This is a genomic window from Escherichia sp. WS33, from assembly GCF_046486385.1.
Lineage (GTDB): Bacteria > Pseudomonadota > Gammaproteobacteria > Enterobacterales > Enterobacteriaceae > ECMA0423.
On the sequence record NZ_JBJQLJ010000001.1, the window covers coordinates 38,393 to 53,668 of the forward strand.

Genomic DNA, 15,276 nt, shown 5'->3' on the forward strand with positions numbered 1-15,276 from the left:
ATGCTCTGAGGCTGATGACAAACGAAGAACTGTCTAATGCGTAGACCGGAAAAGGCGTTCACGCCGCATCCGGCCACTTTCAGTTTTACTCTTTCTCGGAGTAACTATAACCGTAATAGTTATAGCCGTAACTGTAAGCGGTGCTGGCGCGTTTAATCACACCATTGAGGATAGCGCCTTTAATATTGACGCCTGCCTGTTCCAGACGCTGCATTGACAAACTCACCTCTTTGGCGGTGTTCAAGCCAAAACGCGCAACCAGCAGGCTGGTGCCAACAGAACGCCCCACGACCGCGGCATCACTCACCGCCAGCATCGGCGGCGTATCGACAATCACCAGATCGTAATGGTCGTTCGCCCATTCCAGTAATTGACGCATCCGATCGCGCATCAGCAGTTCAGACGGGTTAGGTGGCACCTGACCGCGAGTAATCACATCAAAGCCTCCTTTGCCAAAATGCTGGATCACTTTGTTGAGCTCATCTTTACCTGCCAGATATTCCGACAAGCCATGTTCATTACTCACGGTAAACAGGTTATGCGAATAACCACGGCGTAAGTCGGCATCAATAAATAACACTTTTTGATCGGACTGGGCGATCACCGCTGCCAGAGTTGAACTGACAAACGTTTTACCACTGTCTGGCGTCGCACCGGTGATCATCAGAATGTTATTCTCCGTCTCCATCATAGCGAAATGCAGACTGGTTCGTAGCGCACGTACGGCTTCCACAGCAGAATCCGCCGGGTTATCCACCGCCAGGAAGGGGATATTTTTAGTACGATGGCGCTGCTGATTAGAAAATAAATTTTTCTTACGCAGACGGGTGCGTTTATCCAGCCACTCGGACATTGGGATAGTGGCATAAACGCTGATGCCGTGCTCTTCCAGTTGTTCCGGGGCTTCTACACCACGACGCAACATCGCACGCGCCAGCACGGCACCCACAGAAATAAACAGGCCAAGAATAAAACCAAGCACCACATTCAACGCTTTTTTCGGTTTCACTGGCTGCGGCTGAGTGACTGCCGGGTCGATAATCCGCACGTTACCAATGGCACTGGATTTCGAAATACTCAACTCCTGCTGGCGGTTAAGTAATTGCAGATATACCGCACGGCCCGCTTCTACGTCACGACTTAAACGCAACACTTCCTGTTGGGTGGAAGGCATTGCCGATACCCGCTTATTCAGGCGTTTGCGTTCTTGCTCCAGCGTCTGGCGTTTTTCCAGCAGCGCACGATAAGTTGGGTGATCTTTCTTATACAGCTGGGAGATCTCTGCCTCGCGGAAGGTCAGCTCATTGAGTTGATTATCAACGTTCACAATCTGCTCAAGAACGGCTTTGGCTTCCAGGTTAAGGTCAACCGAATCGCGCTGCTGGCGATAAACGTTGAGTTTTTCTTCCGCCTGGTCCAGCTCGCTGCGCACTTCAGGTAACTGGCGCTGTAAGAATTCAAGGCTTTGTGAATCCTGCGCCGCCTGGCGAGCGATATTCTGTTGCAAATAGTTGTTAGCGATGCTGTTCAGAATACGAGTAATCAACTGGGGATCATCACCAGTCATGGTAAGTTCCAGCATCCCGCTTTCTTTACTGCGTTCGCTAACGGTAAAGGTTTCCTGCAATGCGTTAATCGCTTCCAGTTCGGTACGCTGGCTCAGGACAAACTGTGTTCCTGGTTTGGCCTTAATGTCCGCGATAGTCAGCGCAACGCCATCTTTTTCCAGACGCTGGCCGACCATACCATTGACGGTGAACTCTTCACCTTCCAGTGTATAGTGGCCGTTTTCCCCAACCGTGAGTGTCAGTTGCTGATCCTGACCATTCAGTTGTGGAATATGCATCCAGCTGATCGCCAGCTCACCTGGTTTTTCTTTGGTTAATCTCGCCCAGCCGCGACCCACAATCGGAAAATACTTCTGCTCAACTATGTCGCGCAGATTCAGTTCAGCAATGGTTTTACCGAGAATCATGCGCGATTGCAGCAGTTGGATCTCCGGTGCAGACTCGGGCGATGAGTTAGGGATCATATCGCTCAGGCCGCTGAGAATGGCGTTGCCCTGTTTTTGCTCAACCTGGACCAGAGTATCTGCCTGATAAATTGGTGTACTTAACAGCGAGTAAGCGACAGCGATCAGCGTGAATAACGCGGTCACGCTGATAATAAACTTACGGTGATCCCATAACTCGCCGACCAGACGAAGCAGATCGATCTCATTTTCCTGAGTGCTGCCTGGTGGCGTATTCATATTTTTAGTTGTCATCGTATTTTATAAACTCAAATTACCGGCTGAGGCGCTTCGCCCATTCCTGACTGGCGCGCTCCAACATACCGTAGACATGTTCAAATGCGTCCTGACTTTTACGATAGGGATCCGGGATCTCTTTCTGTTCCAGCCATTGCCCAAACAGCATTGTCTTCCCGCGGACCTCGGGAGCGATTGCGGTAACCTGAGCAATATGCTCTGACTCCATTGCCAGAATCAGATCGTAATTTCGTGCCATCTCAGCAGTGAGCTTACGTCCGGCATGTCCTTCAAGAGATACGCCATGATTAGCGGCAACATCTGCTGCTGTCGCATCTGCAGGGTGTTTTACCAGACCATGAACACCTGCCGATTTGACTTTTACGCCTGGCAGACGTTTACGCAGCAAGCGCTCGCCAATGGGCGAACGGCAAATGTTGCCGGTACAAACCACCAGGATTGAGTTAAATTTTAGTTGGGCCATGTTTGAATCCACCGTGAAGTCTCTGTCAGGTCATGCACCCCGGAAATCGTCGGTACCAGCAGAGAAATCACACGGTTCCAACGAGCCAGCGGCGCAGTAGTGACATAAACAATGTCGTAAGGTTCAAGCTGGAATTCCGTTCCGAGTATCATTGCCGATGCGTCCTTCGCATTCAGCTGATAAATATTGGCGATTTTGCCATTCTGCTTGTTTTGCGTTGCACGAATAACAAAAATCCCCGTCGCATCAGCGACATCCTGATTCATACCCTCAGCGTTACCCAGCGCTTCCGCCAGGGTCATACCGCTGCGGTCCATTTTCAGCGTGCTCTGTTTACCCACTTCACCCATCACGAAGACTTTCAGATCATCGTTGCGCGGAATAAATAAAATATCGCCCGGGTGCAGCAGTTTGTTCTGGCGCAAGTCGCCACGCTGCATCAGCGCATAGAGGTTCACTTTGGTCTTTACGCCATTCTGGGTGAGCACCACGTTGCGCCAGTCTGCATCTGCGGTCAGACCGCCCGCGGCGTTAATCGCATCCATGATGGTCAGAGGAATATTGGTAATCGGCTGCTGACCCGATTTGCTGACTTCGCCGGTGACGTACGCTTTTTGCGAGCGGAACGCCGCGACGCTGACATCGACTTGCGGGCTTTCAATGACTGAATCCAGACGCGCTGTAATCTCGTTGCGTACCTGGGTAAGTGTTTTCCCGGCCACTTTCAGGCGACCAATATAGGGGTAGAAAATCGCACCATCGGCGTTAACCCAGTTGCCGGTATCACTGGCGCTACGGTATTGCCCTGCGGGGGTGGTTAGTTCCGGGTGATCCCAGACCGTAACCATCAACACATCCCCAATGCCGATACGATATTCATAGTTTGCGATTTGCTGCTCCAGCTCCGGGTTAGCCTGCGACATAATCGGTTTGGCGCGCAACTGATCAATCAATCCTGGCGTGACGGGATAGATATTGACCATTTTGTCCAGGTCATACTGATTGTCAGGTAGTTCAATGACATCCTTGTTACTGGTCGATAAATTCTGACCAGGAACAAGGGTACATGCTGTCAAAGACAGAACAGCCAATGTCAGTACCGAAAACTTAAAAATGTTCTTTTTCATTGGTTTATATTTATCAGTCAATGTAATGTTATGAATTACGTCAGGTTATTGTCCAACCGGTACTTCTCGCTCTGCCGTCATTGGATAGAGCTGGTATTTGCGTGACAGCATTTGTCCACCATCACGCGTCAATGGTGTCCACGAAACCACCGCGCGGTTGCGGTTAGGTCCAATGGTCATCAAGTCGAATGGAATCGAGATATAAAAACCTTTACTAAAGCCGCCTTCGCCGTAGTCATCTTTAGATACGTTACTGATTGCCGCCCATACCCCTACCGCCACGCCGCTGTCAAAGCGTTTGGCGACGTCGATCGTTGCGCCTTTATCTTTTGCCAGATATTGCCCAACGCTAAGTTTCATCAGTACGCCATTGAGCGTCGGCGGGTTCCAGTAAGCCGTCACGAAACCTGTTGGCGTGGAATAATCGGTGAAACGCATCATGTTGTCCCAGTCACGCTGCTTCACGTAGTTAACGTCCACACCCAGCGCCCAGCTGGCATCTAGCGGGCGATAAAGCAGCTCGGAACCGACACCGGCATACATCGTTTCCAGATAACCGCCATACACCTGGCCATAGAAACCATTGCCTAAGTCAGCAAAATAGTTCGCCTGCAAGTTGTTGAGATAAACGTCATTGCGAACGTAGTCACGGATATGCGTGCGCACGCGGGGCAGGGTAGAGTCCGCGGGCAACAGCGAAGACTTAAACTTGTCGTAGTTGTTGTAAATATTGGTGAAAATACCGCCATCAAGCAGCAGGTGGTCGGTAAACCAGTAGCGGGCACTGGACATCAGCCCCAGCTGGAACATATAGAAATCTTCCGGGCCGCCCAGCGACTGTGAAAGTGTTGGGTTGAAAGAGTAGCTAAAGCGATCTTCACGAATACGGTAGCCCCGACCAAAGGCAGAAAGATCTTCTGCTTCAACACGTTGTTGTTGAAGTTGCTCTGATTGACCAGGCGCTGTACCAGCCAGCTGTTTGCGCAGGCTGGCTACGTCGGTTTCGGTAGTCACCATCGCCATATGCTCGCGCTTTTGCGTCACGCTAATCTTCTCAACGCCTTGCGGCAGGTTATTCACCAGAATCCGGTTGGCACGATCGACCGCTTCGCGAGAATCACGGTATTTGTATTGTTGACCAGACATATACAGCGTCTTATCGCGCAGCTGAATTTCCGGTGCTTCAAAACCTGCGTTGTACTTCAGCGCGGTAAGTTGGTTCGCTACTGTGGTGTACTGCAATCCTTCAGATTCAGGCGCAGGTTGATATGCCGGTTTTGGCGTATCGCGCAGGGCAGGGCGCAGATCGTTGAAATTGGTCCGTAACGTGAAGCCAAACATCAACGTGTTACCGCGTTCATAACTCAGGTTGAGATCTGCCCAGCTGGCAGCGCGATAAACTGCGCCGACGTTGAAATGGCTTGCCTGAGGCAGTTTGCCAGCGAAATCATTCTGGTAATTGTTGCCATCGTATTCGAGTTTCAGACGCAGGGGATTCCACGGCGTTTGATACTCAATGCCGCCAAAGATGGAAGCCGGGCCACGAAAGATATCGCTAAAGCTGATATCGCCCGCATCGTGAGACTCTGCGCGATGACAATATTTATCGCTCACCCGGCAAAACGGGTTGGTAATATTGCCCGCATTACCGGCGTAGCCCCATGCCATCCCGAGGGTGAAATCAAATGGCCCCGCTTGCTTGCTGGCCACCAGATACTCACCGTCAAACAGACCCGTACCAGCAATATCACGTTTACCAAACGCCACTTGCGGTAGCCAGTAACCTTCTTCCCACAGGCGAAGTTTAAAATCGAATGATTTGTCTTTGTATGACTGATCGCCGCTGAAATCTTCCCACTGGCTATATTTGCGTGTGCGCACATCCGTATAACGAATGGTGCCTTCCAGCCATGGGAACAGCGCCACGGAGGTGGAGTAGAACCGGTATTGATCGTTATCCCGGTAGTTGACGCTGAATTCACCTTCCGGTGCGATGCGCGCATTTGGCATCTGCAACAATCCTGTGCCGCCAAAGTCTGATTGCGACGAACCCAGCGGATCCGGGTAGGTTAATACTTCAGCATGACAGGCACTGGAGACGGCAATGGCCAGGCAGCTTAAAAGATAAGAATTCTTCTTCATCAGTCAGGAACACGTTGCGTTAAAACAGACACAATCTGGTCATTTAAATCAGCATATTTTTCGGGCAGTACATGCGCAGAAAAGCCCAACCAAAGCTGGCTGCCAGGCGGTGGTTCCACATGTCTTTTATTCCACAGGGCAACAGGGGCGACGACAGTCTCACCCTCAGGCGTAATCACCATAACGTTATTCTTGTCCGCGCCTGCAAGGCGGGGGTGATCTTGCAGATAATCGGTAACGCTACGGCCTGCCTGCCAGGGCAATTGCCCAGCCCCAGAAACCGCACCCAGCAGAGTAATAGTCACCGGACGCTGTACGGTATAGAGCGTATAGTCCCCGACCAACGGGGGATTGCTGTTCTCATCCACTCGAACAAAATCAGGGTCCAGTTTGACCGGTAAGCGACCAGTGATATTGAGATTGAGTAACTGCTGGCGCACGGATTTAATCGTTGCCGCCACATCGTCGTCAGCTTCTGCTTCCCAGGAAGCAAGCTGTGCCATGACATGTTGGTAGTCTTTAAGCGCTTTAGCTTTCGCCGCAGAGTCGGTCAGCAAGGCACCAGGCCACCAGAGGCGATCGCGCAGTTGCGGTTGTGTCACCAACTGGACAACATTTTCCACGGGGCCAACGGAAAGTGTCTGTTGTTCGCCAGGCAGATAAATAGTCACCGTTCCTTGCGCAAAGGCATGGGGTGTCATTACGTAAAGTACGCTGGCAATGAAATACGACTGTAATTTATTCATGGTGCGGGTTTAAGAAACGTCATTTCTACGGGAATAACCCCTGCGCCTAACATTTGCCGACTTTGACGAACCTGGCCAGTAGCCGAATCGACCCAGAATGTGTTTTGCCACTGTTTTTCTGGCCGCGTGGAAGTCACCTCTTCCTGCCAGACATTACACAGCACATTGCGACCCGCAATATTCAGCGTCTCTAATCCAGCAAAGGAAAAAGTAGAACTCAGGGTCGCAGAGCGAAAATGGTTGTCTTCACTCCAGAGAATATCGCGCGTCCAGCGGCTGCCATCTTTTATTGCCAGCGCGTTACGCAGAGGGTCCTGCCCGGAATTTGTCACTTCCAGCAGATTATTATTAAGTTTGACGGTTTTTAAAAGACGTCCATTGTGGGTAACCAGCATGGCGTTATCCTGGGATAACCATTTGCTTTGTTCTTGTTCTATATATCCCAGTACCACAAAGATTCGTTGCCCTTCATTAAGGCGTAAATACATCGTGGAATAAGGCAACGCCTGGATCTGCTGATCCGCTACGGTGATATCCTGATTATCGAAAAGGCTGGCGCGAAATGTATCGACCATACTTTGCTGGCTGTGCGTACATCCCGCAAGAAATAGTGCGAAAATCGATAAAATAAGAGGGCGCACCTTTAATCCTTGAAAGGTTAATTAAAAAAATGCAAATCTCTAAAGCCCGGTACGAATATCGCAACCGGGTATCATTTAACTTTAATTTCGACGCGTTAAAGCAGTATTAGCGTGTAGTGGACGTGGTGGTTGAGGTGTTATGAGAACCGCCATCGCCACTGTCATTTGCTGCAACAACTGCCAACGTCGCCACACCAACAGCCGTTGCCACACCGACAACTGTCGCCGTGCCGACAGCGCCAGCAGCCACGCCACCAGTGGTAGTAGCAGTCGTGGTTGCGCCGGTAGTGGTCGTTGTGGTGCCAGTAGTACCCGTCGTTGCCTCGGTCCCGTTTGTTGCTTCAGGGGCAGCAAACGCAGCTGGCGTCGTCAACATGAAGGCCATAAGGATTGCAGAAAGCTTGTGTTTCATAACTTTTCCTTTATTCATCGCATGGACAATACGTACGCTTGAGATCAGGATTGTCTACTTTGAGTATAACATCCTTGTGAAATCTCCCTTTCCTCATACCGCTTGCACTATATACTGCGGGTAGGAAAGGCGCGCAGAGGGAAATATAAGATTGTTAACTATCCCCCTCTGGAAATACGACTTGTGAGCATAAGATAAATCTTAGCAAAATACAAATTAAAGATAAGGAAATTGTTACGAAAGCTATTAATTATTGTTGGTAATATAGTTTCAAGTGGTACTATAACTGGCTGTTAAATGGCATTTATAACTATTAGGTGCAGAGATATTCGCTTAAATGGATTAGTTTCTTTGTGGAAAAGTAACTGATGTTATAATGTATGATGTTGACTATTGCACTATTCCAATAAAACCAGTCAGCTTTAAACAAGCAGCGTCATATTAAGAGAGATAAACATTTGCCGCTGTTGGTCCTCGCAGGCCATTTACGCGGCAAAATTCCACACGTAATCCTGGTATAAGCACTTCTGCGTCGCGGGGAGTGAATGCGGAAATATGGACCTGAACTTCTTTACGACCGTCGGAGGGGATAATGAATCCTTTGCCGCTTTTGCGATCAAAGGTTTTGACAATTCCTGTCATTTTACGGGACAAACAAATTCCTTACTGAAAATACTGCGCTGCACTATACGGGGTTAATAAAATAAAGCCAGCGATATTTAAGACCGCCGGACGGCTAAAATAAAATTTGCTTAATCTCAATTATCATGCGTTAATAGCTGCGTCGGTTTGAAAGACAGACAGCATACAAAGTAGTTTACTAAAGCAGTTCTCATTATCAGGCATTATCCCCTTCTTTTGAGTCTCTCTCCTGAACACTAAGTAGTTTCTGTATTAAAGCCCTGTTTGCCGAAAGGCCCAAAATGAAGGAAGTAAAATATGTCTAATAAAATGACTGGTTTAGTAAAATGGTTTAACGCAGATAAAGGTTTTGGCTTTATCACTCCTGATGATGGCAGCAAAGACGTTTTCGTCCATTTCACTGCCATCCAGAGCAATGAATTCCGCACGCTGAACGAAAATCAGAAAGTTGAATTTTCTATTGAGCAGGGGCAACGTGGCCCCGCGGCAGCGAACGTTGTTACGCTCTAAGGTTGCCGTTATTACTCAACATCTCCATTTCCGCTGTCCATGTTGTCATGGTTCACAGTACCGTACATCGGCATTCGATGTGACGGAGCGAAACCCTTTGGGCGCTAAGTGTATTTTTTGTAAATCGACGATGATCACCTTTGATAACGTCGCGCTGCAAATACGCACGGACCATGCGCCGCTGGATTTCACAAAATAATATCAGGCTCCCTCGTGGAGCCTTTTTTATATCTGCCTTATTTTTCTTCAACGCTGTATGTATAGTAAGCGATAACCTGTTGATTATTGAATCTTTCGGGGAGATGGCTTATAACATTTCTTACCTGACCAGGGTACCGGGAACCAACACCTTACTGGCGTGTTGCTGTCTTTCAAGACCAGAAGAGGTTAACAGTGAATATTGAAGAGTTAAAAAAACAAGCCGAAACGGAAATCGCCGACTTTATCGCGCAAAAAATCGCCGAGCTGAACAAGAATACAGGGAAAGAAGTCTCTGAAATTCGCTTCACCGCACGAGAAAAAATGACCGGGCTTGAAAGTTATGATGTCAAAATCAAAATAATGTGATTTTGTGAACATCACCCGTGCGAGGTGATGTTCCGCTTGTTGCTAATTTAGTGACCAATCATTGGCGCTTGTGGAATTAAGCGTCGGTACAATTCATCCGGTACCGGGCTTTGCCATACTCCCGCATACATTGCGTAACCAATCACCGCAAACATAATCCCCAGAACCAGTAGCGTCATTAACCAGCCAGACAACGCAAAGGCTTTTTTATTTGCCGCAGGTTTTTGCAGTGAAAAGGTCAATGTTGAGGCTACCGGACATGACTCTACGCAAGTCATACAGCCGGTACATTCCACTGTTCGTACCTGAATTAATTTATCGACCGGGATCCGTGATGGGCAATTTTTTGCGCATTTGCCACAGTCGATACAACTTTCGGCATTGCGACGAATCTTAAACGGCGACAATAGCGAAACCACGCCCATCAGCGCGCCATATGGGCAAAGATAACGACACCAGGCATGGCGAATAAACAGGCTGGCAATCAGCAAAACGGTCACGCTGATTAATGTCGCGGTCCCCATATGACGAAAGAAATCGAGCATTTTAACGTCCATCACCACGCTGTAGGGCGACAACATAAAATAGTGAATCGCCTGAGCGGGCATCAATAACGCGATATAGAGAAAAAAACTCAACAGCAAATACTTCACGCCGCGCAGAGGAATATCCAGCCAGCGGGGAAGGACACATTGCCGACCAAACAGTTTGTTACCGAGATCGCCGATTAATTCAGAAAGCGTACCAACCGGGCATAACCATGAGCAAAAGGCCTTTTTGAGTAATAGACTGATGACGATAAAAGCGACCAATAACAGCATCGCGGCGGCGTGGACGGACGGTAACTGACCTGTTACAAGGCTATATTTCAGATTCATCAGCCCGGCAATCGGTAGCCAGCCTTCGATACCTCCCGGTCTGGCGACAAATGTCGTGCTACTTGCCGTTTCGTAATAGCGCACCCAATACCAGAACGTGATGGCAATATAAATATTCATTGCCAACAGTAATAATTGCGTCGCTTTACGCCAGGTCGTGGCATTGCGCCAGTCATTCCACGGTAATTTGCCGCCCGTCGTGCCTGGCCGCCGCTGCCAGCGGGTTCTTTTTTTCTCTGCCATGATTTTGCCAGTCCGTTAAGTTGCATACCAAATGCCACTATTCTAGTTGTTCTTAACTGGCTGATATTGATTCAAATCGCGTTCAGGTCTTTCTTATTCAACCATGCTTCCAGATCGGCAACACTGCGTGTAATTTCTTCGTGTGGAAGGGGGGCAGATAATGGCTGCTGCTCCAGTTGTGCGCATAGCTGGCTGGCGATACGCATTCCCAAACTCGAGCAACTGCTTTTTAGCTGATGCGCGGCACGCTTTATTTTCTCGCTATCCTGACTGGCGCGGGCAATGTCGATTTCATCGAGAAGCGGCAGGGCATGTTGTGTAAATAATACCAGCCATTCGTGGATCTTCTCCGTCCCCATTAACTGAGCATCTTCATTGAGTTGCGATACATCCAGCGATTGATCGTTATTGACTTGCAGTTGGAGATAGTGCGCCAGTAACTGACCGAGCACTTCACGCGGCACCGGTTTAGGGATAATCCCGCGGAATAATGAACTGGTACGCTGGCGCAGCGTTTCGTCAATGACATGGGCGCTAAAGCCAATCAAAACCAGCGACGGATATTGCTGTGCCAGTTGTCGGGCAAGCGTAATGCCGTCGACATCCGGCAGATCAAAATCCACCAGTGCGGCAGCAAACGGTTCGCTATTTTGCAGTGTCTCTAAAGCCTGCGCGGCATTGCCAACAGCAACAACCTGCGCACCACTGGTGTTCAGCATCTCAACGGTAATTCGCTGGGTTAGCGGGTTATCTTCAATTAACAGCAAACGTAAACCGTCAAGACGCACCGCCTGATTGACTGTTTTTGGCACGGGTGCCGTGGCAACACGTAACGGCAAGCGTAAACAAAAACAGCTTCCAACCTCCGGCGTGCTGGTGGCGCTCAGTTCGCCGCCCATCGCCTGGGCCAGACGGCTACTGATAGTCAGCCCCAGCCCGGTGCCGCCGCGTTTGCCGCTTACCTGCACAAATGGCTGGAAGATTTCTGCCAGTTTCGCGGGATCAATACCGCAGCCGCTGTCTTCCACTTCGACCAGCCATTGCTCGCCATCAGTGCGACTACGCAGGATAATGTACCCTTCGTCAGTAAAACGCAGGGCGTTGCTCAACAGGTTGGTTATAACCTGACGAATACGTCGTGGATCGCCCATTAACGCGCACGGCATATCATCGGCAATTGCCGTTGCCAGGCGAATCGGGCGACCTTTCACCCGTCCGCTCATTAATTGCAGGGTACTTTCCAGCAGCGGGCGCGGTTCAAAGGGCTCATCGCTGACCGAAACATTCTTGCCACCTGCTTCGATAGCGGAATAATCGAGAATATCGTTGAGGATGGTCAGCAACGATTCGCCGGAGTCGGTAATTGCCCGCAAATCATCACGCTGGGCGTTAAGTGCGGGGTTATCTGCCAGTAGCTGTGCGGTGCCGAGAATACCGTACAGCGGTGTGCGGATCTCATGGCTCATCGCCGCCAGAAACGCCGATTTTGCCTGGCTGGCTTTTTCTGCTTCCGCCCGTGCCTGTCGGTGTTCTATCACCAGTTCCTGCAATTCAGCTGTACGCGCTTTGACCTGCGCCGCCAGCTGTTCGCGGTGGCGATTCAGTGCATGAACATTGCTGCGAAACGCATCCATCAGCCGCCCGATGGTATCCAGCTCCCGTACGCCAGCGGTTTCCGGGAAAGGGGAGTCAATATCACCGTCCAGCAGCCGTTGCAGCGCCTGCGTTTGTTCGGCAAGTGGACGCGTGACTGAGCGATAAACCACGCGCCAGAGGATCAGAATCAGTGCGCAAAGTGAAACCATCCCCAGCAATAACAGGCTGTATTGCCCGCGTGCACTGGCTTTTTCCAGATGTGCCAGTCCATGCTGATTGCGCAGCTCAATGGTGTCGACCAGCTGACTGACTTCGCTACTAAACTGCGCGAACTGGGCGATATTATTTTGGGCGAGAGTTTGCAGGTGATTGCTGATTTCACTGTCCTGCTGGAACAGCGCCAACAGATCGCTATATTGGCTAACGGTAGTTAACGTTGTTGCGACCTGCGCACGAACACCCGGATCTTCAATGCGTATTTGCCGACGTTGCAGAATTTTCACCGCATTATTGAGCTGCTTTTCCAGCGTTGGCGCATTTTTCTGGATCTGCTCCAGCCCCAGATTCATCACCATTTGCTGCACCCGCAGGGCGCTAAGGCGCAGTTCATTCATCTGGTTAACATACTCAAGATCGATATCAATCAGCCGATCGAGTGCACTTTCTGCGGCCTGACGCTGATCTTGTTCGATCAAATCGTAAATCCCGGCCTGGGTCGCTCCGGCGGAGGTTGCCGCATTATTCGCCTGACCTTGCGCCAGGCGTGCGATCTCATCGGCGGCAGCGACTATCTGCTGACTGAGTTGCTGTTGTTGCTGGCGCAGTTGCAAACGCTGCCCCACCAGTTCCCCTTGCTGACGTAACGAACGGGAGATCTCCTGCTCCTGTTGTTCAATAGCGGTGGTATCAAAACCTTGTTCCCGTAACGCTTGCAGCAACGCATTAATCTTCAGGCTTTGTGCGGTGAGCATTCGCCCCTGCGCCTGCCACATCTTTTCGTTATCGGCACTGGTCAGGTTCTGCGCGGCGAAAAGTTCCCAGGCGCTGGCTTCGCTCAACTGGCGCGCCATATTCATGGTAGGAATCAATGCCTGAGTATTGTCTTTTTCCACCTGGCTGATAAAGCGCAGGTTGTACCATCCCACCAGGGTACTGGTCAGGGTTAACAGCGCCATCAGGGCAAAGCCCATCCAGAGTCTTCGGGTCAGGGTTAAATTCACGGTCGGTGCACTTTAGGTGAAAAAGGTTGAGTCGCAAAGCGGAATGCATCTAGCATAAAGCCTTATTATTGATGAGGCTATCATGCGCGTACTGCTATTTTTACTTCTTTCCCTTTTCATGTTGCCGGCATTTTCGGCTGATAACCTGTTGCGCTGGCATGATGCGCAGCATTTCACGGTGCAAGCCTCTACGCCGCTTAAAGCCAAACGCGCATGGAAACTGTGCGCGCTTTATCCCAGCCTGAAAGATTCATATTGGTTATCGTTGAACTATGGTATGCAGGAGGCTGCTCGCCGCTACGGTGTGGATTTAAAAGTGCTGGAGGCAGGCGGCTACAGCCAGTTGGCTACCCAGCAAGCACAAATCGACCAGTGTAAACAGTGGGGCGCAGAGGCCATTTTGCTCGGTAGTAGCACGACCTCATTTCCCGACCTGCAAAAGCAGGTAGCAAGTCTGCCGGTGATCGAACTGGTAAATGCTATTGATGCTCCCCAGGTGAAAAGCCGCGTTGGTGTGCCCTGGTTTCAGATGGGCTATCAACCGGGGCGATATCTGGTGCAATGGGCGCACGGTAAACCACTGAATGTGCTGTTGATGCCCGGACCCGATAACGCCGGGGGCAGTAAGGAGATGGTCGAGGGTTTTCGCGCAGCCATTGCCGGAAGCCCGGTGCGTATTGTTGATATTGCGCTTGGTGATAACGATATTGAAATCCAGCGTAACCTGTTGCAGGAGATGCTGGAACGCCATCCAGAAATCGACGTCGTTGCCGGAACGGCCATTGCGGCAGAGGCGGCAATGGGGGAAGGGCGTAACCTGAAAACGCCGCTTACCGTGGTGTCGTTTTATCTTTCACATCAGGTGTATCGCGGGCTGAAGCGGGGAAGAGTGATTATGGCTGCCAGCGATCAAATGGTCTGGCAGGGGGAACTGGCAGTTGAGCAGGCCATCAGGCAATTACAGGGGCAATCGGTGTCTGATAATGTCAGCCCACCGATTTTAGTTCTGACGCCGAAAAATGCCGACCGAGAACATATCCGCCGCTCGCTGTCACCGGGGGGATTTCGTCCGGTCTATTTTTATCAGCACACATCAGCGGCTAAGAAATAACCTTCACCATGTTGCGTCACCAGTAAATCCGCGCTGAGTTTATGACGTAAACGACGAATTAACACATCGACGGTGCGCAGGTCAGGGTTTTCCACCCGACGCGCAGAAAGCATACGTAGCAGACGTTCACGGCTGAGAATTTCGCCCGGATTCGTCACAAATGCCACCAACATTTCATACTCTGCGCGGGTCAGTTTAATCGGCTCGCCATCCCGCTCCAGCGTATGGCGCGACACATTCAGGCAATAACCGGCAAAGCGATAGCAGTTGTCCTGAGTGTGCGGTTGAGCTTGTCGCGCGAGGTCGATTCGCCAGAGCAGATTTTTCACCCGTACTACCAGTTCGCGCAGTTCCAGCGGTTTGGTGACGTAATCGTCTGCGCCCATTTCCAGCCCAACAATACGGTCAATCCGATCGCTGCGTCCGGTAACCAGAATAATCCCCACCGTTGAGCGTTCTCGCAGGGCGCGGGTTAACATCAGGCCATTTTCATCGGGTAAGTTGATATCCAGCAGAATTAAATCTACCGGCTGATTCTGCATAATTTCCCGCAGCCCGGCACCGCTCGCTGTAACGGAAACGGTATACCCCTCCTGAGTGAAGTAAGATTGTAATCGCGCCTGGGTAACCGGCTCATCTTCAACAATAACAATGTGATGTGGCATCAGAGGGTTTTACTCATTCTGTTCATATCTGTTCATATTCTGCC

Annotated in this window: 16 protein-coding genes; 5 read left to right on the top strand and 11 right to left on the bottom strand. The window is 50.4% G+C overall.

What is annotated here, in order from left to right:
- Positions 1-85 precede the first annotated feature (85 nt).
- From etk to cspH, 8 genes are all read right to left on the bottom strand, one after another.
- Entirely contained in the window at positions 86-2,266 is a 2,181-nt protein-coding gene (gene etk / locus ACJHXA_RS00205) for a tyrosine-protein kinase (protein ID WP_000208650.1), read from the bottom strand.
- 19 nt (positions 2,267-2,285) lie between these two features.
- Positions 2,286-2,732 (bottom strand): protein-tyrosine-phosphatase Etp, encoded by a 447-nt coding sequence (gene etp, locus ACJHXA_RS00210; RefSeq protein WP_000057871.1) that lies wholly within the window; start codon positions 2,730-2,732, stop codon positions 2,286-2,288.
- Complete coding sequence (locus ACJHXA_RS00215) at positions 2,720-3,859, bottom strand: polysaccharide export protein (RefSeq protein WP_001295357.1); 1,140 nt, start codon at positions 3,857-3,859, stop codon at positions 2,720-2,722. The genes etp and ACJHXA_RS00215 overlap by 13 nt, the downstream gene beginning before the upstream one ends.
- Before the next feature lie 45 nt (positions 3,860-3,904).
- On the bottom strand, positions 3,905-6,001 hold the full coding sequence (locus tag ACJHXA_RS00220) for a YjbH domain-containing protein (RefSeq protein ID WP_000742348.1): 2,097 nt from the start codon (positions 5,999-6,001) through the stop codon (positions 3,905-3,907).
- Positions 6,001-6,747: a capsule biosynthesis GfcC family protein gene (locus tag ACJHXA_RS00225; RefSeq protein WP_001038079.1), complete on the bottom strand. Its 747-nt coding sequence runs from the start codon at positions 6,745-6,747 to the stop codon at positions 6,001-6,003. Before ACJHXA_RS00225 ends, ACJHXA_RS00220 begins: the two co-directional genes overlap by 1 nt.
- Positions 6,744-7,388 carry a lipoprotein GfcB gene (gene gfcB / locus ACJHXA_RS00230; RefSeq protein ID WP_001247610.1) on the bottom strand — a complete coding sequence of 215 codons (645 nt, stop codon included), beginning with the start codon at positions 7,386-7,388 and terminating at the stop codon, positions 6,744-6,746. Before gfcB ends, ACJHXA_RS00225 begins: the two co-directional genes overlap by 4 nt.
- Positions 7,389-7,494: 106 nt before the next feature.
- Positions 7,495-7,800 carry a threonine-rich inner membrane protein GfcA gene (locus tag ACJHXA_RS00235; protein ID WP_001295358.1) on the bottom strand — a complete coding sequence of 102 codons (306 nt, stop codon included), beginning with the start codon at positions 7,798-7,800 and terminating at the stop codon, positions 7,495-7,497.
- A 441-nt stretch (positions 7,801-8,241) separates the two neighbouring features.
- The gene (gene cspH / locus ACJHXA_RS00240; protein ID WP_000087763.1) at positions 8,242-8,454 is read right to left on the bottom strand and encodes a cold shock-like protein CspH; all 213 of its coding nucleotides are present in this window, start codon (positions 8,452-8,454) and stop codon (positions 8,242-8,244) included.
- A gap of 285 nt (positions 8,455-8,739) precedes the next feature.
- On the opposite strand from cspH, the gene cspG reads away from it, so the two are divergent.
- The 4 genes from cspG to ACJHXA_RS00260 are packed head-to-tail and all read left to right on the top strand — an operon-like array spanning position 8,740 to position 9,519.
- Positions 8,740-8,952 carry a cold shock protein CspG gene (cspG, locus tag ACJHXA_RS00245; RefSeq protein ID WP_000066490.1) on the top strand — a complete coding sequence of 71 codons (213 nt, stop codon included), beginning with the start codon at positions 8,740-8,742 and terminating at the stop codon, positions 8,950-8,952.
- Between the two features lie 10 nt (positions 8,953-8,962).
- Positions 8,963-9,151: a cold-shock protein gene (locus ACJHXA_RS00250; RefSeq protein WP_071524879.1), complete on the top strand. Its 189-nt coding sequence runs from the start codon at positions 8,963-8,965 to the stop codon at positions 9,149-9,151.
- On the top strand, positions 9,126-9,356 hold the full coding sequence (gene ymcE, locus ACJHXA_RS00255; RefSeq protein ID WP_001316982.1) for a protein YmcE: 231 nt from the start codon (positions 9,126-9,128) through the stop codon (positions 9,354-9,356). Before ACJHXA_RS00250 ends, ymcE begins: the two co-directional genes overlap by 26 nt.
- Positions 9,346-9,519 carry a GnsA/GnsB family addiction module toxin gene (locus ACJHXA_RS00260; protein ID WP_001019197.1) on the top strand — a complete coding sequence of 58 codons (174 nt, stop codon included), beginning with the start codon at positions 9,346-9,348 and terminating at the stop codon, positions 9,517-9,519. Before ymcE ends, ACJHXA_RS00260 begins: the two co-directional genes overlap by 11 nt.
- Before the next feature lie 47 nt (positions 9,520-9,566).
- Here the strand turns inward: ACJHXA_RS00260 and ACJHXA_RS00265 are convergent, their stop codons facing one another.
- Both ACJHXA_RS00265 and torS read right to left on the bottom strand, forming a co-directional pair.
- Positions 9,567-10,640, bottom strand: a complete 1,074-nt coding sequence (locus ACJHXA_RS00265; protein WP_000818479.1) for a 4Fe-4S binding protein — start codon at positions 10,638-10,640, stop codon at positions 9,567-9,569.
- A 71-nt stretch (positions 10,641-10,711) separates the two neighbouring features.
- Positions 10,712-13,456 carry a TMAO reductase system sensor histidine kinase/response regulator TorS gene (gene torS, locus ACJHXA_RS00270; protein WP_001316983.1) on the bottom strand — a complete coding sequence of 915 codons (2,745 nt, stop codon included), beginning with the start codon at positions 13,454-13,456 and terminating at the stop codon, positions 10,712-10,714.
- 82 nt (positions 13,457-13,538) lie between these two features.
- Between torS and torT the strand changes: the two genes are divergently transcribed.
- Positions 13,539-14,567: a TMAO reductase system periplasmic protein TorT gene (gene torT / locus ACJHXA_RS00275; RefSeq protein ID WP_001264933.1), complete on the top strand. Its 1,029-nt coding sequence runs from the start codon at positions 13,539-13,541 to the stop codon at positions 14,565-14,567.
- Here the strand turns inward: torT and torR are convergent.
- On the bottom strand, positions 14,540-15,232 hold the full coding sequence (gene torR / locus ACJHXA_RS00280) for a two-component system response regulator TorR (protein ID WP_001120112.1): 693 nt from the start codon (positions 15,230-15,232) through the stop codon (positions 14,540-14,542). The genes torT and torR overlap by 28 nt on opposite strands.
- Between the last annotated feature and the right edge of the window lie 44 nt (positions 15,233-15,276).

What these genes read in the sequence shown, in the direction of transcription:
- etk (WP_000208650.1), bottom strand. Translation starts at nt 2,266, where the DNA reads ATGACAACTAAAAATATGAATACGCCACCAGGCAGCACTCAGGAAAAT.
- etp (WP_000057871.1), bottom strand. Translation starts at nt 2,732, where the DNA reads ATGGCCCAACTAAAATTTAACTCAATCCTGGTGGTTTGTACCGGCAAC.
- ACJHXA_RS00215 (WP_001295357.1), bottom strand. Translation starts at nt 3,859, where the DNA reads ATGAAAAAGAACATTTTTAAGTTTTCGGTACTGACATTGGCTGTTCTG.
- ACJHXA_RS00220 (WP_000742348.1), bottom strand. Translation starts at nt 6,001, where the DNA reads ATGAAGAAGAATTCTTATCTTTTAAGCTGCCTGGCCATTGCCGTCTCC.
- ACJHXA_RS00225 (WP_001038079.1), bottom strand. Translation starts at nt 6,747, where the DNA reads ATGAATAAATTACAGTCGTATTTCATTGCCAGCGTACTTTACGTAATG.
- ACJHXA_RS00235 (WP_001295358.1), bottom strand. Translation starts at nt 7,800, where the DNA reads ATGAAACACAAGCTTTCTGCAATCCTTATGGCCTTCATGTTGACGACG.
- cspG (WP_000066490.1), top strand. Translation starts at nt 8,740, where the DNA reads ATGTCTAATAAAATGACTGGTTTAGTAAAATGGTTTAACGCAGATAAA.
- ymcE (WP_001316982.1), top strand. Translation starts at nt 9,126, where the DNA reads ATGCGCCGCTGGATTTCACAAAATAATATCAGGCTCCCTCGTGGAGCC.
- ACJHXA_RS00265 (WP_000818479.1), bottom strand. Translation starts at nt 10,640, where the DNA reads ATGGCAGAGAAAAAAAGAACCCGCTGGCAGCGGCGGCCAGGCACGACG.
- torT (WP_001264933.1), top strand. Translation starts at nt 13,539, where the DNA reads ATGCGCGTACTGCTATTTTTACTTCTTTCCCTTTTCATGTTGCCGGCA.
- torR (WP_001120112.1), bottom strand. Translation starts at nt 15,232, where the DNA reads ATGCCACATCACATTGTTATTGTTGAAGATGAGCCGGTTACCCAGGCG.